The organism is Klebsiella sp. RHBSTW-00484, assembly GCF_013705725.1.
Classification (GTDB): Bacteria; Pseudomonadota; Gammaproteobacteria; order Enterobacterales; family Enterobacteriaceae; genus Klebsiella.
Genome location: NZ_CP055481.1, coordinates 4,961,457 through 4,981,233, shown reverse-complemented (window position 1 = coordinate 4,981,233; position 19,777 = coordinate 4,961,457). Strand labels below are relative to the sequence as shown.

Genomic DNA, 19,777 nt, shown 5'->3' with positions numbered 1-19,777 from the left:
CCTTCTTTCCATTTGTATTATTAATCATTGATAATGACATGAAAGCAGAAAATCCCTCTTCTTCAACACATCAGTTTGTGCGGATTCGCCGTGGTGATGCCGTGCGCCGGTTGATACAGCGAGATAAAACGCCGCTGGCGGTCTTATTGATGGCGGCCGTTGTAGGGACGCTGGCAGGGCTGGTAGGCGTCGCGTTTGAGAAAAGCGTCAATTGGGTGCAAAACCTGCGTATTGGCGCGCTGGTTGCGGTAGCAGACCATTGGTTTCTGGTCTGGCCGCTGGCTTTTATTTTCTCTGCGCTGTTGGCGATGGTGGGGTATTTCCTCGTGCGTCGTTTTGCCCCAGAAGCGGGCGGATCGGGGATCCCGGAAATAGAGGGAGCGCTTGAAGAGCTGCGTCCCGTGCGCTGGTGGCGCGTGCTGCCGGTGAAGTTTATCGGCGGTATGGGGACGCTGGGCGCAGGAATGGTACTGGGTCGTGAAGGGCCGATGGTGCAACTGGGCGGCAATCTTGGTCGCATGGTGGTGGATGTGTTCCGCATGCGCAGCCCGGAGGCACGTCATACGCTATTGGCGACCGGTGCAGCAGCGGGTCTCTCCGCCGCGTTTAACGCGCCGCTGGCCGGTATTCTGTTTATTATTGAAGAGATGCGTCCGCAGTTTCGCTACAACCTGATCTCCATTAAAGCCGTGTTTACCGGCGTTATTATGTCGACGATTGTCTTTCGTATTTTTAATGGCGATCATGCGGTTATCGAGGTTGGCAAGCTGAGCAACGCGCCGGTTAACACGCTGTGGTTATATTTGGTGCTGGGGATGATTTTCGGCTGTATCGGCCCGCTATTTAACACTCTGGTGTTGCGTACCCAGGATATGTTCCAGCGTATTCATGGTGGAAATATTAAAAAATGGGTGCTGATTGGCGGCTTAATCGGCGGTTGCTGCGGCGTTCTTGGGCTGATTCAGCCAACGGCGTCCGGCGGCGGGTTTAACCTGATTCCCATCGCCGCGGAGGGCAATTTTTCCGTCGGCCTGCTACTGTTTATTTTTATCGCCCGGGTGATTACCACGCTGCTCTGTTTCTCTTCCGGCGCGCCCGGCGGTATCTTCGCACCGATGCTGGCGCTGGGAACACTACTGGGAACGGCCTTCGGTATGGCGGCGACGCCGCTGTTTCCTGCGTATCATCTGGATGCGGGGACGTTTGCCATTGCCGGTATGGGCGCACTCCTTGCCGCTTCGGTCCGTGCACCGATAACCGGCATCGTGCTGGTGCTCGAGATGACCGATAACTATCAGCTCATTTTGCCAATGATTATTACCTGCCTGGGCGCAACACTATTGGCGCAATTCCTCGGCGGTAAGCCTTTATACTCGACAATTCTGCAGCGCACTCTGGCAAAACAGGAAGCTGAGCGGGCGGCAAAGGTACAGCCGGTTAGCGGGGAGAATACTTGAACGATTTACTCGGGTATTGGATAATGGCTCAAAAGGTCGGGTTATTCTTTAACCGGTCAGAAGTATCAATGGGAGCATAAAATGAGTGATGACGTAGCGTTGCCGCTGGAGTTTACCGAAGCCGCAGCGATTAAAGTAAAAGACCTGATTGCGGATGAAGACAATCCGAACCTGAAACTGCGCGTGTACATCACCGGCGGTGGCTGCAGCGGTTTCCAGTACGGCTTTACCTTTGACGATCAGGTAAACGATGGGGATATGACTATCGAGAAGCAGGGCGTCGGCCTGGTGGTTGACCCAATGAGTCTGCAGTATCTGGTCGGCGGGGCTGTCGATTATACTGAAGGCCTGGAAGGTTCACGCTTTATCGTGACCAACCCGAATGCGAAAAGCACTTGTGGCTGCGGGTCCTCGTTCAGCGTCTAAAGATAGTGCGGCCGGGTGCCCTCACCCCAGCCCTCTTCCACAGGAAGAGGGAGCAAACACTAAAAACGGTAACTTTAAGGTTACCGTTTTGCTTTTATTAGCGCCCATTCTCATCTAGCGCAAACGTCGGTAGCTTCAGGTGCCAGCGAATTGCCGCCAGGCGAATTACCAGCGTGACCACCATGCCAAGCATTGCCGCGTTTTCTAACGGAACGTGGAAAGTGTAGTACGCCGTTGCGTGAACGATACCGCCTACGATACAGGCTGTGGCGTAGATTTCCGTGCGCAGGATCATCGGGATTTCGCGCGCCAGCACATCGCGGATAATCCCGCCGCCAACGCCGGTGACAACGCCCATACAGACAGCGACCAGCGGCCCGCTATGGGCAAGAAACGCTTTGTTGACGCCGATACCGACAAATACCGCCAGCCCAACGGCATCCAGTACCGGCAGCACCCATTTAGGCAACCGGCGCGGCTGACGTACCAGCAGAATGGTGAGCATACTGGTGACCATTGCAACCACCAGATCGGTCGGGTCTTTCACCCAAAATACCGGGCCGTTGGCGAGAGCCATATCGCGAATGGTTCCGCCGCCTACCGCGGTCACCACGCCTAATACCAGTACGCCAAAAGGGTCCATGCGCAGCTTTCCTGCCAGCAAGACGCCGGAGATGGCAAACACCGCGGTGCCAATAATATCCAGCCAATAGACAAGCATCGTGAGTTCCCTGGGTTATCAGGTAATTATTTTACCTGCTCGAGCGCAGTACAGAGTTGTTTTGCGGCGAGGATAATACGTGGGCTCGCACGTTCAAACCAGTCGCCATGTAGCGCAATGAGCGAAATTTTTAGCTGATTCTGCCAGTAACGGGCAACGGCGGGAAGTTCGCTGGCATTTCCGGTGATAACAATGGCCTGCGGCTGTCTTGCCAGCACCTGCTCACGGCTGACCTGCGGCCAGGGAACCCGGCTGGCGGCAAAAATGTTTTCCCCTCCGCACAGCGTCAGAACCTCATCCTGAATCGACCCTTTGCTGCTGGTAAAGAGCGGGTTGGCGCCAAACTGTAAAAAGACGCGCTTTTTAGGGGCGCTCGCGTAGCGGGCTTTCAGGGTCTGGTAATCATCCTGCATCTTCTGGGCAGCCTGCCGCGCCTTTTCCGGCTGTGGGCTCCACTGCGCCAGCTGGCGAAGCGTGGTGATGATATCTTCGATAGTAGACGTTTTGACCCAGATAACTTTAATACCGAGCGAATTTAGCTGGTTAACTTGCCGCTCGGCATTACCGCCGCGCCAGGCCAGTACCAGGTCGGGTTTAAGTGCGACGATCCGTTCCAGATTCATCCCTTGCCAACTGGAGACCTGCTCTATCTTTGCGGCTTCTGGCGGGTAATCAGAATAGCTACTGACGCCAATCGGCGTAATACCGGCGGCAAACGCCAGTTCGGTATTGGCGGGGGAGAGCGTAATCACCCGCGGCGCAGCGAATAGCCACGCCGGGACGAGCAGTAGCAGGGCGGCAAGAGCCGTTTGAAGTGACTTAGCCACGAGCCAGGCGCTGCACCAGGTTTTCCACCATCAGGGTGGACTGCTTTGCGGCAACGGCGAGGAACTCGTCGAAGCTCAGATGGGACTGTTGGTCGGCAACATCGGAAATGGCGCGAACGACAACAAACGGCACGCCGTAGCTGTGGCAGACGTGAGCGATGGCCGTTGCTTCCATCTCGACCGCCACGGCCTGCGGGAAGTTCTGACGGATTTTCGCCAGGCCGACGGAACCGTTGATAAAGGCGTCGCCGCTGACAATCAGACCGCGTACTGCGTTAAGATTCAGCTCTTTGATGCAGGTTTCCGCGGCGGCAATGAGTTTTTCATCAGCTTTAAAACCGGCAGGGCAGCCCGGAAGCTGGCCATATTCATAACCGAATGCGGTGACGTCAGCATCGTGGTAGCGCGCTTCGTCAGAAACAACGATATCGCCAACCTTCAGGGTAGATGCCAGCCCGCCCGCCGAACCGGTATTAATAATCACATCCGGTTTGCAGTGTTCCATCAGCAGGGTTGCGCCCATGGCGGCGGCCACTTTACCAATACCCGACTTCAACAGAGCGACGTCGGTACCTTGAAGTTGTCCGGTATAGATTTCGCTACCGCCGATAGTGATGGTCTGGCGGTTGTCGATTTTGTCGCGCAGAAGGGTAACTTCTTCTTCCATAGCGCCAATAATGCCGATTTTCATAGATTTACTCGCGATGTGTGGGTTTTAGCGGCATAGTCTATCATGCGCTTAGAAGGAAACGTTATTGCTCGCACGGGGAAGGCCATGGCAAAGATCGATTTTCGTAACAAGATTAACTGGCGTCGCCGCTATCGTTCACCGCAAGGGGTTGAGACGGAACATGAAATCCTGCGCATTTTCGAAAGCGATCGCGGGCGTATTGTTAACTCGCCGGCGATCCGCCGATTGCAGCAAAAAACGCAGGTATTCCCGCTAGAGCGTAACGCGGCGGTGCGCACCCGTCTGACCCACTCTCTTGAAGTTCAGCAGGTTGGCCGCTATATCGCTAAAGAAGTGCTAAGTCGTCTAAAAGAACAGAAGCTGCTGGAGAGCTATGGGCTGGATGAGCTAACCGGTCCATTTGAAAGTATCGTCGAGATGGCCTGCTTGATGCACGACATCGGCAATCCGCCGTTTGGCCATTTTGGCGAAGCGGCAATCAACGACTGGTTCAGCCAGCGGCTGTTCCCCGGCGATGCCGCCAGCCAGCCGCTAACCGAAGACCGTTGCGTGGTCGAAGCGCTGCGTTTGCAGGAGGGGGATAGCCAATTAAATGAACTACGCCGCAAGGTTCGCCAGGATTTGTGCTGGTTTGAAGGAAATGCGCAGGGAATTCGTTTAGTGCATACCCTGATGCGGATGAATCTGACCTGGGCGCAGGTGGGCTGTATACTTAAATATACCCGTCCGGCGTGGTGGCGAGGGGAACCGCCTGCCAGCCACAGTTATTTAATGAAGAAACCAGGTTATTATTTAGCTGAAGAGGGCTATGTTGCGAGGTTGCGTAAAGAACTGGATCTGGCTCCTTACAATCGGTTCCCATTAACGTGGATTATGGAAGCCGCAGATGACATCTCGTATTGCGTTGCTGACCTTGAGGATGCGGTAGAAAAACGTATTTTCAGCGTGGAGCAGCTATATCAGCATCTTTACGAGGCTTGGGGGGTACACGAAAAAGGCTCTTTGTTTAACATGGTTGTTGAAAATGCCTGGGATAAATCTCGTGCGAATTCTCTTAGTCGAAGTACTGAAGATCAGTTCTTTATGTATTTACGGGTCAATACGCTGAATAAGCTGGTACCGTATGCGGCGCGTCGCTTTATTGATAATTTGCCAAGGATCTTTACCGGTGATTTTAATCACGCGCTGCTTGAAGACGAAAGTGATTGCAGCCAGTTGCTTGAGCTTTATAAAAATGTTGCTGTAAAACATGTATTTAGCCATCCAGATGTTGAGCAACTGGAATTGCAAGGCTATCGTGTTATTAGCGGCCTGTTGGATATCTACCAGCCGTTGTTAAAATTATCGCTGGATGAGTTTAGTCTGTTGGTGGAAAAAGAACGGGTACGAAGTTTGCCGATCGCCTCACGCTTGTTCCAGAAACTTTCGACTCGCCATCGTCTGGCCTACGTAGAAGCCGTAAATAAGATCCCGCGCGATAGCGCTGAATTTCCGCTATGGGAATATTATTATCGCTGTCGTCTCATTCAGGACTATATCAGCGGAATGACGGACTTGTATGCATGGGATGAATATCGGCGATTGATGGCTGTAGAATAAGCATGAGTTTTGTAAAGACGAACAATAAATTTTTACTTTTGCCAAAACTTCATTCCGGAACTTCGCGCTATAAAATGACTCTCATAGTCACGTAAACAGCAACTATTCGTTATCTGAAATCGAGATTGAAACATATGAAAAAAACCACGTTAGCAATGAGTGCTCTGGCTCTTAGTTTAGGTCTGGCGTTGTCCCCTCTCTCTGCGAGCGCGGCGGAAACAGCTTCTTCGGCTACTAATGCACAGCAGATGCCGAGTCTGGCTCCTATGCTGGAAAAGGTGATGCCGTCTGTCGTGAGCATCAACGTTGAGGGGAGCACCACCGTTAATACCCCGCGGATGCCGCGTAACTTCCAGCAGTTCTTTGGTGATAATTCACCGTTCTGCCAGGACGGTTCACCGTTCCAAAGCTCTCCGTTCTGTCAGGGCGGCGGGCAGGGTGGCGCTCCGGGTAGCAATGGCGGCCAGCAGCAGAAATTTATGGCCCTCGGTTCTGGGGTGATCATTGATGCCGCTAAAGGTTATGTCGTCACCAACAACCACGTCGTGGATAACGCGACAACGATCAAAGTTCAACTGAGCGATGGCCGTAAGTTTGAGGCAAAAGTGGTCGGTAAAGATCCGCGTTCTGATATCGCGCTGATTCAAATTCAGGATCCGAAAAACCTGAGCGCAATCAAGCTGGCGGACTCTGATACTCTGCGCGTCGGTGATTACACCGTGGCGATTGGTAACCCGTTTGGTCTCGGTGAAACCGTGACTTCCGGGATTGTTTCCGCGTTGGGCCGCAGCGGCCTGAACGTTGAAAATTACGAGAACTTTATCCAGACCGATGCGGCGATTAACCGCGGTAACTCCGGCGGCGCGCTGGTTAACCTGAACGGCGAGCTGATCGGTATCAACACCGCGATCCTGGCACCGGACGGCGGTAATATCGGTATCGGCTTTGCGATCCCGAGCAACATGGTGAAAAACTTGACCGAGCAGATGGTGAAGTTTGGCCAGGTTAAGCGCGGTGAGCTGGGCATCATGGGAACCGAGCTGAACTCCGAACTGGCGAAAGCGATGAAAGTCGACGCTCAGCGCGGGGCTTTCGTCAGCCAGGTTATGCCGGGTTCTGCGGCGGGTAAAGCAGGTATTAAAGCCGGTGACGTGATCACCACGCTGAACGGTAAGCCAATCAGCAGCTTTGCCGCACTGCGTGCACAGGTCGGTACCATGCCTATCGGCAGCAAAATTGAACTTGGCCTGTTGCGTGACGGTAAACCAGTAACGGTAACCGTAGAGCTGCAGCAAAGTAATCAGACTCAGGTTGACTCAAGCACCATCTTCAACGGTATTGAAGGTGCGGAAATGAGCAACAAGGGTCAGGATAAAGGCGTCACGGTGAGCAACGTGAAGGCGGGGACTCCGGCTGCGCAGATTGGCCTGAAGAAAGGCGATATTATCGTTGGCGCTAACCAGCAGCCGGTGAAAAATATTGCTGACCTGCGCAAAATCTTCGACGCTAAACCTTCGGTTCTGGCGCTGAACATTCAGCGTGGTGATACCTCTATTTACCTGCTGATGCAGTAATCGCTAGCGAATCGTAAAGCCCCTTGTCTCCTTGTGAGGCAGGGGGCTTTTTTTACTCTGCGGGACATTCTGTCTGGCGTTCTGTGACCCCTTCCACAACTCCATACTTCTCACCCCTGCTTTGTGCGAATGCACAATGCAGCGTTTTGCCAACTCTTCTATGCTGGTAACCTGCTCACGGGAGGGTTACATGGCTGGCTGGCACCTTGATACCAAAATGGCGCAGGATATCGTGGCGCGCACGATGCGCATCATTGATACCAATATCAACGTAATGGATGCTCGCGGGCGCATTATCGGCAGCGGAGATCGCGAGCGAATTGGTGAATTGCACGAAGGTGCGCTGCTGGTCCTTTCACAAGGGCGCGTTGTCGATATTGATGATGCCGTGGCGCGACATCTGCACGGCGTGCGCCAGGGCATCAACCTGCCGCTGCGTCTGGAGGGGGAAATCGTCGGTGTTATCGGTCTGACCGGCGAGCCTGAATCGCTGCGCAAATACGGTGAGCTGGTCTGTATGACGGCTGAAATGATGCTGGAGCAGTCGCGGCTGATGCACCTTCTGGCCCAGGATAGCCGCCTGCGTGAAGAGCTGGTGATGAACCTGATTCAGGCGGAGGAGAACACCCCAGCGCTGACCGAATGGGCGCAGCGGTTGGGAATCGATCTGAATCAGCCGCGTGTTGTCGCAATGATTGAAGTAGATAGTGGCCAACTGGGCGTAGACAGCGCGATGGCGGAGTTACAGCAGCTACAAACCGCGCTGACGACGCCGGACCGTAATAATCTGGTGGCCATTGTCTCGCTGACTGAAATGGTGGTGCTGAAGCCTGCGTTGAATGCTTTTGGCCGCTGGGATGCAGAAGATCACTGTAAACGGGTCGAGCAGTTGATCAGCAGGATGAAAGAGAATGGTCAGCTGCGTTTTCGTGTGGCGCTGGGTAACTTCTTTACCGGACCTGGTAGCATCGCACGTTCTTACCGTACCGCTCGAACCACAATGATGGTCGGTAAACAGCGAATGCCGGAGAGTCGGAGCTATTTTTATCAGGACCTGATGCTGCCGGTACTGCTGGATAGCCTGCGCGGCGGCTGGCAGGCCAACGAGCTGGCGCGTCCGCTGGTTCGTTTGAAAGCGATGGATAATAACGGTCTGTTACGGCGTACCCTGCAGGCGTGGTTTCGTCACAACGTGCAACCGCTAGCGACCTCAAAGGCGCTATTTATTCACCGTAATACGCTGGAATATCGTCTGAATCGTATTTCTGAACTGACCGGACTGGACCTGGGGAGTTTTGACGACCGTTTGTTGCTGTATATTGCGCTGCAGCTGGATGAACAGAGATAGAGCCCTGTTCCCGGCTGAACGGATTACCGCCGGGAACAGGGTAAAAACTTATTTATTGCGGGTCAGTTTTTCCAGATCGGATTCAATTTCGCTGATCTTATTGGTAACTACGCTTTCCAGATGACGCAGATCGTCGAGGATTTTGCGCTTAAGATCGATTTCAGTTCGATCGCGCTGGCAGATCTGATCCAGCTCATCAATGATATAGCGGAGGTTTGGACTGATCTCCTGGACTTCTTTATATCCCTGACCAATGCCGTCTGCGACAACGGTTTTACGCTGACGCGGGTACTTAAACTTGACGCTTTTGGCGAAGAACTCGCCTTTGTCCTTCTGAAAATAGATTTTCAGAATGTCGTTGTTGGCTTCCTGCCGCAGGCTATAGCGATCGATTTCATCGGGATTGGTAATACCAAGACTTTTCAGATTATCGTACATAACGGTACCTTTGATATCATCGTAATCTTTGAATAATTAACGAAAAAATCTATCTTCGCCAGCTTAATATATAAAAAAAGCGGGATGCCTCCCGCTTTTTATACTGCTTAGTCGATGGTACGCAGAAGTTCGTTGATTCCGACCTTGCCGCGCGTTTTGGCGTCGACCTTCTTCACGATAACGGCGCAATACAGGCTGTACTTGCCATCTTTCGACGGCAGGTTGCCGGATACTACTACGGAGCCAGCCGGTACGCGGCCATAGAACACTTCGCCGGTTTCGCGATCGTAGATTTTGGTGCTCTGGCCCAGGTACACGCCCATGGAGATCACGGAACCTTCTTCGACGATCACGCCTTCGACGACTTCAGAACGCGCACCGATAAAGCAGTTATCTTCGATGATGGTCGGGTTCGCCTGCAGCGGCTCCAGTACGCCACCGATGCCGACGCCGCCGGACAGGTGAACGTTTTTACCGATCTGCGCGCAGGAGCCGACGGTCGCCCAGGTATCCACCATCGAGCCTTCATCAACGTATGCGCCGATGTTCACGTAAGACGGCATCAGAACCGTGTTGCGAGCGATAAACGCCCCCTGACGGACAGCTGCCGGTGGAACCACGCGGAAACCTTCTTTCTGGAAACGCGCTTCATCATAATCCGCGAATTTCATCGGAACTTTATCGAAGTAGCGGCTTTCCGCACCATCGATAACCTGGTTATCGTTAATACGGAAAGAGAGCAGAACCGCTTTCTTCAGCCACTGATGGGTTACCCACTGGCCGTCGATTTTTTCAGCGACGCGCAGTGCGCCGGAATCAAGCAGAGAAATCACCTGATTAACCGCTTCGCGGGTTACGGTATCCACATTTGCCGGCGTGATGTCGGCGCGACGCTCAAAGGCGGACTCAATAATATTCTGTAATTGCTGCATCGTTTCTCTTTCCATTTATACACTTCATCCTTCAAGCTGCCTCTGCGTTGGCTGCGCTTGTTCGTCCCGGTCACTTACTATCGTAAGCTCCCTGGACTCTCTCCCTGGCCGCCTTGATGCAGCTCGAATGACTTTGTGTATGTACATTTAAATTCGCTACCCTTTATCGTTTGGATTGAGGGCCTCTGTCAACCGTTGTTGCACTTCTTGTTGCAGCTCATTATTAAGGGCACGCCGGTCTGCCGTGGCGATTATAAATAAATCTTCTACTCGCTCACCAATTGTCGTAATTCGCGCTCCGTGGAGCGAAATTCCGAGGTCGGCAAACACCTGGCCGACGCGCGCTAACAGACCCGGCTGATCGAGGGCGATCAGCTCAAGGAACGATTTTCGATCGGTATGCGTTGGCAGGAAGTTAACCTCCGTCGGGACGGAAAAATGCCGTAATTTTGCCGCCTGACGACGCGGGGCTGGTGGCTGCCAGCTACGTTGGGTAATGGTCTGTTCCAGGCCCAGGCGAATAACCTCGTGCCTGTCGGCGGAAAGCGGACTGCCGTCCGGTTCAAGAACAATGAAGGTATCCATTGCCATACCGTCGCGTGTTGTAAAGATCTGCGCATCGTGGACGCTAAGGTTACGGCGGTCCAGTTCACCGCAAACGGCAGCGAACAGGTACGGTCTGTCCGGGCTCCAGATAAAAATTTCGGTGCCACCACGCGTTGCCTGAGAACTCAGTAAAATCATCGGTTTGCTGAGATCGTGCTGGAGTAAGTTGCGCGCATGCCAGGCGAGCTGATTCGGCGTATGGCGTACGAAATAGTTGGCGCGGCAGCGGTTCCAGATCAGGTGCAGAGCTTGTTCATTAATATTTTCCATCCGCAGCAGCGCCAGCGCCTGAAGCTGGTGATGGCGTACTCGTTCGCGCATGTCTGGAGTATTTTGCATTCCCCGGCGCAGCTGTTTTTCGGTGGCGAAATAGAGTTCGCGCAGCAGGCTTTGCTTCCAGCTGTTCCACAGGTTTTCGTTAGTGGCGCAGATATCGGCGACGGTCAGACAGACCAGATAGTGCAGACGGTTCTCCGTTTGTACCTCTTCGGCGAACTGCTTGATCACTTCCGGGTCCTGAATATCGCGACGCTGAGCGGTAACTGACATCAGTAAATGATGACGCACCAGCCAGGCGACAAGCTGCGTTTCACGTGAATTGAGACCATGAAGTTCGGCAAATTTGAGTACGTCCTGGGCGCCGAGGATCGAATGGTCGCCGCCACGTCCTTTGGCGATGTCGTGGAACAGGGCGGCAATAAGGATCAGTTCTGGATGCGTCAGGCGTGGCCACAGCTCAACGCATAGCGGGTGGCGGCTGCGGGTCTCTTCTTTGGCGAAACTCTCGAGCTTCAGCATGACGCGAATGGTGTGCTCATCAACGGTATAGGCGTGAAACAGGTCGAATTGCATCTGACCGACAATATGTGACCATTGCGGCATATACGCCCACAGCACGCTATGGCGGTGCATTGGCAGCAGACCGCGGCTTACCGCGCCCTGATGGCGCAGCATGCTGAGGAACAAGGTTCGCGCCTCCGGGATGTAGCAAAGAGGCTGCGTCAGATGGCGACGGGCGTGGCGCAGATGGCGAAGCGTGGTGGAGTAAATACCGGTGATGCTGCTGTTACGCACCATCATATAGAACATGCGCAGAATGGCCTGCGGCTCGCGGATAAACAGCGTGTCGTCGCGCAGGTCGATAAGCGTGCCGCGCAGTTGAAAATCATCATCAATCGGTCGTGGCTTCTCGTCCTCTGTGAGAGCGAGAATCGCCTCTTCGAACAGTTGGATTAGCATATGGTTCAGCTCGCTCACCCGGCGCGTGACGCGAAAGAAATCCTTCATCATATGCTCAATGGGCTGGTTACTTTCGCCTTCATAGCGCAGGCGTCGGGCGACGCTGAACTGTCTGTCGAAAAGCAGGCGGTTATCGTAGCGGTTTAGCTCAAGATGCAGGGCAAAGCGAATCCGCCAGAGCTGGTGCAGGCATTCGTTAAGCTCGTTACGCTCGGCCTCGGTGAGGAAGCCGAAGCCGACCATTTCATCAAGAGAAGTGGCGCCAAAATGACGGCGTGCGATCCACTGGAGAGTGTGAATATCGCGCAGGCCGCCAGGACTACTTTTGACATCCGGCTCCAGGTTATAGCTGGTGCCGTGATAGCGTTGATGGCGTATGTTCTGCTCTTCGACTTTTGCGGCAAAGAACTTTTCTGATGGCCAGAAGCCGTCGCTAAATATGTGTTTTTGTAATTCAAGGAATAGCGCGACATCGCCGATGAGCAGGCGCGATTCGATCAGGTTGGTGGCGACGCTGAGATCTGACAACCCCTCCAGCAGGCACTCTTCGAGAGTGCGCACGCTGTGGCCGACTTCCAGTTTGATATCCCACAGTAGCGTCAGCAGTTCACCGACTTTTTGCGCCTGTTCATCGGGCAGCTTTTTGCGGCTTAGAATCAGCAGGTCAATGTCGGAGAGCGGATGGAGCTCGCCACGACCATAGCCGCCTACCGCGACCAGGGCGGTATCGTTGACCGAGCCGAAGCCGTATTCGACCCATAGTCGCTGGAGCAACTGGTCGATAAATTCGGTACGTGCTTCTATTAATCGTTCGGCGGCTATGCCGTTATCAAAAGCCTCGCCCAGCCAGCGCTGGAATGTATCGATATGCGCCTTGATGGCGGCACAGTTGAAATCGCTTTGCGACCAGTCGTCTGGATTATCCGGCTGACCAGACAGAGCAGGGGAGACAGTGTCAGGTAAAGAGTTGCTCATCGCGCCACCATAAGAAAAAACTATCGCCCGTCATAAAAAAGCCGGCTGGCGCCGGCTTTTCATCATTCGTCGTGCGAGATTATCGCCGGGATGGTGTCATCCTTGCGTAACGTCAGAATTTCGCAGCCGTTGTCTGTCACCACAATAGTATGCTCGTACTGTGCAGACAAGCTCCGGTCTTTGGTTTTTACCGTCCAGCCGTCTTTCATGCTGCGGATCTCTTTTTTGCCCGCGTTGACCATCGGCTCAATAGTGAAGGTCATGCCCGGTTTGAGAACCACGTTGGTTTCCGCTGAATCATAGTGCAGAACCTGCGGCTCTTCATGGAAACCGCGACCGATGCCGTGACCGCAATATTCGCGCACCACGGAGAAACCTTCCGCTTCAACGAATTTCTGAATCGCAGCACCGATGGTGCGCAGGTTGATACCTGGCTTGACCATTTTCAGCGCCAAATACAGACTTTCCTGGGTGATGCGGCACAGGCGCTCGCCGAGGATGGTTGGCTTGCCGACGATGAACATTTTCGAGGTGTCGCCGTGGAAATCATCTTTAATCACGGTGACATCAATGTTGACGATATCGCCATCTTTCAGCAATTTTTCGTCATCCGGGATCCCGTGGCATACCACTTCATTAATAGAGATGCAGACGGATTTCGGGAAACCGTGATAGCCCAGGCAAGCTGAAACGGCTTTTTGCTCGTTAACGATATAATCGTTGCAGATGCGGTCCAGTTCGCCGGTGCTGACGCCCGGTTTTACGTAAGGTTCAATCATTTCCAGCACTTCGGCGGCCAGGCGACCGGCGACGCGCATTTTTTCGATGTCTTCAGATGTCTTGATAGAAATAGCCATGGATAGTGTCCAGCAGTGTCGATTTTTTCGACAATAATAGATTATGTCCGATCAATGTTAACAGTCCGGGTGTCCTGCTGCCAAACTGAGAATCATTAACAGCACGCTACGTCAACAACAGTTGGTGTCTGGGTTGGTTTTGTGGTATAAAGCGCGCCGGACTTCCGTTCCATTCTCAGATACACAAGATGGACTGAAGCGATAAATCTCACTTTGTGTAACAACACACACGTATCGGCACATATTCCGGGGTGCCCCTAGGGGTCGGTAATATGGGATACGTGGAGGCTTAACCCCAACTTTCTAATATAGAGGTTTTAAACATGGCAACTGTTTCCATGCGCGACATGCTCAAGGCTGGTGTTCACTTTGGTCACCAGACCCGTTACTGGAACCCGAAAATGAAGCCTTTCATCTTCGGTGCACGTAACAAAGTTCACATCATCAACCTTGAGAAAACTGTACCGATGTTCAACGAAGCTCTGGCTGAACTGAACAAGATCTCTTCTCGTAAAGGCAAAATCCTTTTCGTTGGTACTAAACGCGCTGCAAGCGAAGCGGTGAAAGAAGCTGCTAACAGCTGCGACCAGTTCTTCGTGAACCATCGTTGGCTGGGCGGTATGCTGACTAACTGGAAAACCGTTCGTCAGTCTATCAAACGTCTGAAAGATCTGGAAATTCAGTCTCAGGACGGTACTTTCGACAAGCTGACCAAGAAAGAAGCGCTGATGCGTACTCGTGAGCTGGGCAAGCTGGAAAACAGCCTGGGCGGTATCAAAGACATGGGCGGCCTGCCGGACGCACTGTTCGTTATCGACGCTGACCACGAACACATCGCTATCAAAGAAGCAAACAACCTGGGTATTCCGGTATTTGCTATCGTTGATACTAACTCCGATCCGGACGGTGTTGACTTCGTTATCCCGGGTAACGACGACGCAATCCGCGCAGTTACCCTGTACTTGGGTGCTGTAGCGACTACCGTGCGTGAAGGTCGTTCGCAGGATCTGGCTTCTCAAGCGGAAGAAAGCTTCGTAGAAGCTGAATAATAAGGTTATCCCCTTATTTAGTACCGTGTATAAATAGGGGCCTCTTAGCGGCCCCTTTTTCACTTTTAAATTCGTTTGGTTCCTGGAACCGGGCGAGTCAAATCTCCCGAGGATTAAAGAATGGCTGAAATTACCGCATCCCTGGTAAAAGAGCTGCGCGAGCGTACTGGCGCAGGCATGATGGATTGCAAAAAAGCGCTGACCGAAGCTAACGGCGACATCGAGCTGGCAATCGAAAACATGCGTAAATCCGGTGCTATTAAAGCAGCGAAAAAAGCAGGCAACGTTGCTGCTGATGGCGTGATCATCACTAAAATTGACGGCACCTACGGCATCATTCTGGAAGTTAACTGCCAGACTGACTTCGTAGCTAAAGATGGTGGTTTCCAGGCATTCGCTAACAAAGTACTGGACGCTGCTGTTGCAGGCAAAATCACTGATGTTGAAGTACTGAAAGCACAGTTCGAAGAAGAACGCGTTGCGCTGGTTGCTAAAATTGGTGAGAACATCAACATTCGTCGCGTTTCTTCCCTGGAAGGCGAAGTTCTGGGTTCTTACCAGCACGGTGCGCGTATCGGTGTTCTGGTTGCGGCTAAAGGCGCTGACGCTGAGCTGGTTAAACAGCTGGCTATGCACATCGCTGCAAGCAAGCCTGAATTCGTTAAGCCGGAAGATGTTTCTGCTGACGTAGTAGAAAAAGAGTACCAGGTTCAGCTGGACATCGCCATGCAGTCTGGCAAGCCGAAAGAAATCGCAGAGAAAATGGTTGAAGGCCGCATGAAGAAATTCACCGGCGAAGTTTCTCTGACTGGTCAGCCTTTCGTTATGGATCCGAGCAAATCTGTTGCTCAGCTGCTGAAAGAGCACAACGCTGACGTGACTGGCTTCATCCGCTTTGAAGTGGGTGAAGGCATCGAGAAAGTTGAGACTGACTTTGCAGCAGAAGTTGCTGCGATGTCCAAGCAGTCTTAATTTTCAAAAAAGGAGCCGCCTGAGGGCGGCTTCTTTTTGTGCCTAACTTGTAAATTCAGCCAACCGCTCTGGTGGCTACGCTGGAAAGCGACGTACAATGTCGCCGGAAATAATTCATCTCATTCGTTGACAGTCTCAGGAAAGAAACATGGCTACCAATGCAAAACCCGTCTACAAACGTATTCTGCTTAAATTAAGTGGCGAAGCTCTGCAAGGTTCAGAAGGCTTCGGTATTGATGCAAGCATACTTGACCGTATGGCTCAGGAAATCAAAGAACTGGTTGAACTGGGTATTCAGGTTGGCGTAGTGATTGGTGGCGGTAACTTGTTCCGTGGAGCTGGTCTGGCGAAAGCAGGTATGAACCGCGTTGTGGGCGACCACATGGGCATGCTGGCAACGGTCATGAACGGCCTTGCAATGCGTGATTCTCTCCATCGCGCCTATGTGAACGCCCGCCTGATGTCAGCTATTCCGCTGAACGGCGTGTGTGATAACTACAGTTGGGCGGAAGCCATCAGCCTGCTGCGTAACAACCGCGTGGTGATTCTGGCCGCCGGTACTGGCAACCCTTTCTTTACCACTGATTCCGCAGCTTGCCTGCGCGGTATCGAAATCGAAGCTGATGTTGTGTTGAAAGCGACGAAAGTTGATGGCGTATTTACCGCTGACCCGGCCAAAGATCCTTCTGCAACCATGTACGATCAGCTGACCTACAGCGAAGTACTGGATAAAGAGCTGAAAGTGATGGATCTTGCAGCCTTCACCCTGGCCCGTGACCATAAATTGCCGATTCGCGTGTTCAACATGAACAAGCCGGGCGCGCTGCGCCGTGTGGTGATGGGCGAAAAAGAAGGCACATTAATTACGGAATAATTCCCGTCAGCGTTAAATACGGGTAATATTCAGCTTTACTTTTGCGGGTTTGTGACCCGGCATATTTCAATATGCTCTATGAACGGCAAGTTGCAGCTAACGCGCAGCTTGAAAGACGATGAGCATAAACATGACTATACTTAGCTCACTTTTGTGTGGGCGACCGTCTGGTCTGTCTGAGACAAGTTTTCAAGGATTCGTAACGTGATTAGCGATATCAGAAAAGATGCTGAAGTACGCATGGAAAAATGCGTTGAAGCGTTCAAAACCCAAATCAGCAAAATACGCACGGGTCGTGCTTCTCCCAGCCTGCTGGATGGCATTGTCGTGGAATACTACGGCACGCCGACGCCGCTGCGTCAGCTGGCAAGCGTAACGGTAGAAGATTCCCGTACTCTGAAAATTAACGTGTTTGATCGCTCGCTGAGCCCAGCCGTTGAAAAAGCGATTATGGCATCTGACCTCGGTCTGAACCCAAGCTCTGCGGGTACCGATATCCGCGTTCCGTTGCCGCCGCTGACTGAAGAGCGTCGTAAAGATCTAACCAAAATCGTGCGCGGCGAAGCCGAGCAGGCGCGCGTTGCCGTACGTAACGTTCGCCGCGATGCCAACGATAAAGTGAAAGCACTCCTGAAAGAGAAAGAGATCAGTGAAGATGACGATCGCCGCTCTCAGGATGATGTGCAGAAAATGACCGATGCTGCTATCAAGAAAGTTGATGCGGCGCTGGCGGATAAAGAAGCGGAACTGATGCAGTTCTGATCCTCTGCCGACACGTAGATTCGAAGTATGGGTCTACGTAAAGTCTGAAACGCCGTACAGGAGACCGTACGCTCAATTTTCGGGATTGCGTTTAGACGGCTGGCCTTGTAGCCTTTGGCGCCATGTCAAAGGTTCAATGCTTCCGTTCTGTAACCCGATGATTGATGCATAGGGGCTTGCTGACGGCGTTTTGCTTTTTATTTTGTCATAATTCTTCTGGACGTCTCATGAAGCAATTAACCATTCTCGGTTCGACGGGTTCTATTGGCTGCAGCACGCTGGATGTGGTGCGCCATAACCCCGGTAGCTTTTCCATCGCCGCGCTGGTCGCGGGGAAAAATGTCGACCGTATGGTTGAACAATGTCTGGAGTTCGCCCCTCGTTACGCGGTAATGGACGATGCGCAAAGCGCTGAGTCGCTGCGGGTCAGGTTGCGCGGGCACAGCAGTCGTACTGAAGTGATGAGCGGCCAGCAGGCTGCGGCAGACGTTGCTGCGCTGGACGATGTCGATCAGGTTATGGCGGCAATTGTTGGTGCCGCAGGTCTGGTACCGACTCTCTCGGCAATACGCGCAGGAAAAACGGTCTTGCTGGCGAACAAAGAGTCGCTGGTAACCTGCGGGCGCCTGTTTATGGATGCTGTTCAGCAACATGGCGCGCGTCTATTGCCTGTTGATAGCGAGCATAATGCGATTTTTCAGAGTATGCCGGAAACAATTCAACATAATTTGGGATACGCTAATTTAACGCAGAATGGTGTGCTGTCGATTTTGTTGACCGGCTCAGGCGGACCCTTCCGGGATATGGCAATTGGCGAACTGGCGGCAATGACGCCGGATCAGGCCTGTCGTCATCCAAACTGGTCAATGGGGCGTAAAATCTCTGTCGATTCTGCCACCATGATGAATAAAGGGCTGGAGTATATCGAAGCCCGTTGGTTGTTTAATGCTTCGGCGCAGCAAATGGAAGTGCTTATCCATCCGCAATCAGTGATTCATTCGATGGTGCGTTATCAGGACGGTAGCGTCCTGGCACAGCTCGGTGAGCCGGATATGCGTACGCCGATTGCCCACACAATGGGTTGGCCTAATCGTCTGAACTCAGGGGCAAAACCGCTGGATTTCTGTCAATTAAGTAACCTGAATTTCTCGACGCCGGATTACGGGCGTTATCCGTGCCTGAAGCTGGCGATGGATGCCTTTGATGTTGGTCAGGCGGCAACAACGGCGCTTAATGCGGCGAACGAAGTCTCCGTTGCCGCATTCCTGAATGGCGATATTCGTTTTACCGATATCGCGGCGGTTAACCAGTCAGTGCTGGATCAACAAGCGTTGAATGAACCACAAAGTATTGATGAAGTACTGGCGATTGACGCTATGGCTCGGGCTTGCGCAAGCCAGATATTGGCATCTCGAAGCAAATTCTGATACTCGTTGTGATATTTGTGGGCGCTGGGCTTCAGTGATATAGTCTGCGCCATCCGATCGTTGCATTTTGTTGTGAAAGATTACGGTGGCCGTGGCAAGACACGGCTTTTTTGCGTAAAGCTTTTGGTTGTTCTCTGCGATTGGCCGTAGTTCCGGTACCGGATAAAAATGCGTATCCAGCGCTGACCGGTGACCCGTGTTTGGTAGCTTAGCTAATCCTTATTATGGACTTAAAACGCGTTATGTTGTCTGCTAATCAAACTGTCAGCGAAATGTCGTCCGCACATGGCTGTCGTCATGTTGCCATTATTATGGACGGCAACGGTCGTTGGGCGAAACGGCAAGGAAAAATTCGCGCCTTTGGCCATAAAGCCGGGGCGAAATCTGTTCGTCGAGCCGTCTCTTTCGCGGCGAACAATAGTATTGAAGCGTTGACGTTATACGCATTCAGTAGTGAAAACTGGAATCGTCCGGCGCAGGAAGTCAGTGCGCTGATGGAGCTGTTTGTCTGGGCGCTGGATAGCGAAGTGAAAAGCCTGCACAGACACAACGTTCGTCTGCGCATTATCGGCGAGACAACACGTTTTAACGCACGTTTGCAGGAGCGTATCCGTAAAGCGGAGGCGTTGACTGAGAACAATACAGGTTTGACCCTGAACATTGCTGCGAACTATGGCGGCCGCTGGGATATCGTCCAGGGCGTTCGCCATTTGGCCCAACAGGTACAGGACGGGGTGCTGCAACCCGATCAAATCACGGAAGAGATGCTGAGCCAGCAGGTTTGTATGAATGAGCTTGCACCCGTAGATTTAGTTATTAGGACCGGGGGAGAGCATCGCATTAGTAACTTTTTGATTTGGCAAATTGCCTATGCCGAACTTTACTTTACGGATGTTCTTTGGCCCGATTTCGCTGAACAGGACTTTGAAGGTGCACTCCATGCCTTTGTTAATCGAGAGCGTCGTTTCGGCGGCACTGAGCCGGGTGGCAACAATGCCTGATG

General features: G+C 52.7%; 18 protein-coding genes. 11 read left to right on the top strand and 7 right to left on the bottom strand.

All coding sequences use genetic code 11. The features are described 5' to 3' along the window. Window positions 1-38 precede the first annotated feature (38 nt). Together clcA and erpA are read left to right on the top strand one after the other, a co-directional pair. The gene (gene clcA / locus HV213_RS23480) at window positions 39-1,457 is read left to right on the top strand and encodes a H(+)/Cl(-) exchange transporter ClcA (RefSeq protein WP_181483512.1); all 1,419 of its coding nucleotides are present in this window, start codon (window positions 39-41) and stop codon (window positions 1,455-1,457) included. 81 nt (window positions 1,458-1,538) lie between these two features. After that, on the top strand, window positions 1,539-1,883 hold the full coding sequence (gene erpA, locus HV213_RS23475; RefSeq protein ID WP_110272482.1) for an iron-sulfur cluster insertion protein ErpA: 345 nt from the start codon (window positions 1,539-1,541) through the stop codon (window positions 1,881-1,883). Between the two features lie 97 nt (window positions 1,884-1,980). Here the strand turns inward: erpA and HV213_RS23470 are convergent, their stop codons facing one another. The 3 genes from HV213_RS23470 to mtnN are packed head-to-tail and all read right to left on the bottom strand — an operon-like array spanning window position 1,981 to window position 4,122. Beyond that, window positions 1,981-2,604, bottom strand: coding sequence for a TRIC cation channel family protein (locus tag HV213_RS23470; RefSeq protein WP_181483511.1), 624 nt, complete (start codon window positions 2,602-2,604; stop codon window positions 1,981-1,983). A 26-nt stretch (window positions 2,605-2,630) separates the two neighbouring features. Beyond that, window positions 2,631-3,431, bottom strand: a complete 801-nt coding sequence (gene btuF / locus HV213_RS23465) for a vitamin B12 ABC transporter substrate-binding protein BtuF (RefSeq protein WP_181483510.1) — start codon at window positions 3,429-3,431, stop codon at window positions 2,631-2,633. Then, window positions 3,424-4,122, bottom strand: coding sequence for a 5'-methylthioadenosine/S-adenosylhomocysteine nucleosidase (gene mtnN, locus HV213_RS23460; protein ID WP_181483509.1), 699 nt, complete (start codon window positions 4,120-4,122; stop codon window positions 3,424-3,426). Before mtnN ends, btuF begins: the two co-directional genes overlap by 8 nt. A gap of 84 nt (window positions 4,123-4,206) precedes the next feature. Between mtnN and dgt the strand changes: the two genes are divergently transcribed. The 3 genes from dgt (at window position 4,207) to cdaR (ending at window position 8,643) form a co-directional block, all read left to right on the top strand. Beyond that, on the top strand, window positions 4,207-5,721 hold the full coding sequence (dgt, locus tag HV213_RS23455) for a dGTPase (protein ID WP_181483508.1): 1,515 nt from the start codon (window positions 4,207-4,209) through the stop codon (window positions 5,719-5,721). Window positions 5,722-5,855: 134 nt separating this feature from the next. After that, the gene (gene degP / locus HV213_RS23450) at window positions 5,856-7,295 is read left to right on the top strand and encodes a serine endoprotease DegP (protein WP_181483507.1); all 1,440 of its coding nucleotides are present in this window, start codon (window positions 5,856-5,858) and stop codon (window positions 7,293-7,295) included. A gap of 190 nt (window positions 7,296-7,485) precedes the next feature. Beyond that, window positions 7,486-8,643, top strand: coding sequence for a DNA-binding transcriptional regulator CdaR (gene cdaR, locus HV213_RS23445; RefSeq protein WP_110272476.1), 1,158 nt, complete (start codon window positions 7,486-7,488; stop codon window positions 8,641-8,643). Between the two features lie 48 nt (window positions 8,644-8,691). On the opposite strand, the gene HV213_RS23440 is transcribed toward cdaR, so the two are convergent. The 4 genes from HV213_RS23440 to map all read right to left on the bottom strand — a co-directional run bounded on the left by HV213_RS23440 (window position 8,692) and on the right by map (window position 13,690). After that, window positions 8,692-9,081, bottom strand: a complete 390-nt coding sequence (locus HV213_RS23440; RefSeq protein WP_110272475.1) for a DUF3461 family protein — start codon at window positions 9,079-9,081, stop codon at window positions 8,692-8,694. 107 nt (window positions 9,082-9,188) lie between these two features. Then, entirely contained in the window at window positions 9,189-10,013 is an 825-nt protein-coding gene (dapD, locus tag HV213_RS23435; RefSeq protein WP_110272474.1) for a 2,3,4,5-tetrahydropyridine-2,6-dicarboxylate N-succinyltransferase, read from the bottom strand. A 156-nt stretch (window positions 10,014-10,169) separates the two neighbouring features. After that, on the bottom strand, window positions 10,170-12,833 hold the full coding sequence (gene glnD, locus HV213_RS23430; RefSeq protein ID WP_181483506.1) for a bifunctional uridylyltransferase/uridylyl-removing protein GlnD: 2,664 nt from the start codon (window positions 12,831-12,833) through the stop codon (window positions 10,170-10,172). 62 nt (window positions 12,834-12,895) lie between these two features. After that, window positions 12,896-13,690 carry a type I methionyl aminopeptidase gene (map, locus tag HV213_RS23425; protein WP_110272472.1) on the bottom strand — a complete coding sequence of 265 codons (795 nt, stop codon included), beginning with the start codon at window positions 13,688-13,690 and terminating at the stop codon, window positions 12,896-12,898. 323 nt (window positions 13,691-14,013) lie between these two features. On the opposite strand from map, the gene rpsB reads away from it, so the two are divergent. The 6 genes from rpsB to ispU all read left to right on the top strand — a co-directional run bounded on the left by rpsB (window position 14,014) and on the right by ispU (window position 19,775). After that, window positions 14,014-14,739 (top strand): 30S ribosomal protein S2, encoded by a 726-nt coding sequence (gene rpsB / locus HV213_RS23420; RefSeq protein ID WP_110272470.1) that lies wholly within the window; start codon window positions 14,014-14,016, stop codon window positions 14,737-14,739. A 120-nt stretch (window positions 14,740-14,859) separates the two neighbouring features. After that, the gene (tsf, locus tag HV213_RS23415; protein ID WP_110272469.1) at window positions 14,860-15,711 is read left to right on the top strand and encodes a translation elongation factor Ts; all 852 of its coding nucleotides are present in this window, start codon (window positions 14,860-14,862) and stop codon (window positions 15,709-15,711) included. A gap of 148 nt (window positions 15,712-15,859) precedes the next feature. Next, window positions 15,860-16,585, top strand: coding sequence for a UMP kinase (pyrH, locus tag HV213_RS23410; protein WP_110272468.1), 726 nt, complete (start codon window positions 15,860-15,862; stop codon window positions 16,583-16,585). Between the two features lie 204 nt (window positions 16,586-16,789). Then, window positions 16,790-17,347 carry a ribosome recycling factor gene (frr, locus tag HV213_RS23405; protein WP_110272467.1) on the top strand — a complete coding sequence of 186 codons (558 nt, stop codon included), beginning with the start codon at window positions 16,790-16,792 and terminating at the stop codon, window positions 17,345-17,347. A 227-nt stretch (window positions 17,348-17,574) separates the two neighbouring features. Continuing rightward, window positions 17,575-18,774 carry a 1-deoxy-D-xylulose-5-phosphate reductoisomerase gene (ispC, locus tag HV213_RS23400; protein WP_181483505.1) on the top strand — a complete coding sequence of 400 codons (1,200 nt, stop codon included), beginning with the start codon at window positions 17,575-17,577 and terminating at the stop codon, window positions 18,772-18,774. A 242-nt stretch (window positions 18,775-19,016) separates the two neighbouring features. Further along, window positions 19,017-19,775 (top strand): (2E,6E)-farnesyl-diphosphate-specific ditrans,polycis-undecaprenyl-diphosphate synthase, encoded by a 759-nt coding sequence (gene ispU, locus HV213_RS23395; RefSeq protein ID WP_181483504.1) that lies wholly within the window; start codon window positions 19,017-19,019, stop codon window positions 19,773-19,775. The last annotated feature ends 2 nt before the right edge of the window (window positions 19,776-19,777 follow it).

What these genes read in the sequence shown, in the direction of transcription:
- clcA (WP_181483512.1), top strand. Translation starts at nt 39, where the DNA reads ATGAAAGCAGAAAATCCCTCTTCTTCAACACATCAGTTTGTGCGGATT.
- erpA (WP_110272482.1), top strand. Translation starts at nt 1,539, where the DNA reads ATGAGTGATGACGTAGCGTTGCCGCTGGAGTTTACCGAAGCCGCAGCG.
- HV213_RS23470 (WP_181483511.1), bottom strand. Translation starts at nt 2,604, where the DNA reads ATGCTTGTCTATTGGCTGGATATTATTGGCACCGCGGTGTTTGCCATC.
- mtnN (WP_181483509.1), bottom strand. Translation starts at nt 4,122, where the DNA reads ATGAAAATCGGCATTATTGGCGCTATGGAAGAAGAAGTTACCCTTCTG.
- dgt (WP_181483508.1), top strand. Translation starts at nt 4,207, where the DNA reads ATGGCAAAGATCGATTTTCGTAACAAGATTAACTGGCGTCGCCGCTAT.
- degP (WP_181483507.1), top strand. Translation starts at nt 5,856, where the DNA reads ATGAAAAAAACCACGTTAGCAATGAGTGCTCTGGCTCTTAGTTTAGGT.
- cdaR (WP_110272476.1), top strand. Translation starts at nt 7,486, where the DNA reads ATGGCTGGCTGGCACCTTGATACCAAAATGGCGCAGGATATCGTGGCG.
- HV213_RS23440 (WP_110272475.1), bottom strand. Translation starts at nt 9,081, where the DNA reads ATGTACGATAATCTGAAAAGTCTTGGTATTACCAATCCCGATGAAATC.
- dapD (WP_110272474.1), bottom strand. Translation starts at nt 10,013, where the DNA reads ATGCAGCAATTACAGAATATTATTGAGTCCGCCTTTGAGCGTCGCGCC.
- glnD (WP_181483506.1), bottom strand. Translation starts at nt 12,833, where the DNA reads ATGAGCAACTCTTTACCTGACACTGTCTCCCCTGCTCTGTCTGGTCAG.
- map (WP_110272472.1), bottom strand. Translation starts at nt 13,690, where the DNA reads ATGGCTATTTCTATCAAGACATCTGAAGACATCGAAAAAATGCGCGTC.
- rpsB (WP_110272470.1), top strand. Translation starts at nt 14,014, where the DNA reads ATGGCAACTGTTTCCATGCGCGACATGCTCAAGGCTGGTGTTCACTTT.
- tsf (WP_110272469.1), top strand. Translation starts at nt 14,860, where the DNA reads ATGGCTGAAATTACCGCATCCCTGGTAAAAGAGCTGCGCGAGCGTACT.
- pyrH (WP_110272468.1), top strand. Translation starts at nt 15,860, where the DNA reads ATGGCTACCAATGCAAAACCCGTCTACAAACGTATTCTGCTTAAATTA.
- ispC (WP_181483505.1), top strand. Translation starts at nt 17,575, where the DNA reads ATGAAGCAATTAACCATTCTCGGTTCGACGGGTTCTATTGGCTGCAGC.
- ispU (WP_181483504.1), top strand. Translation starts at nt 19,017, where the DNA reads ATGTTGTCTGCTAATCAAACTGTCAGCGAAATGTCGTCCGCACATGGC.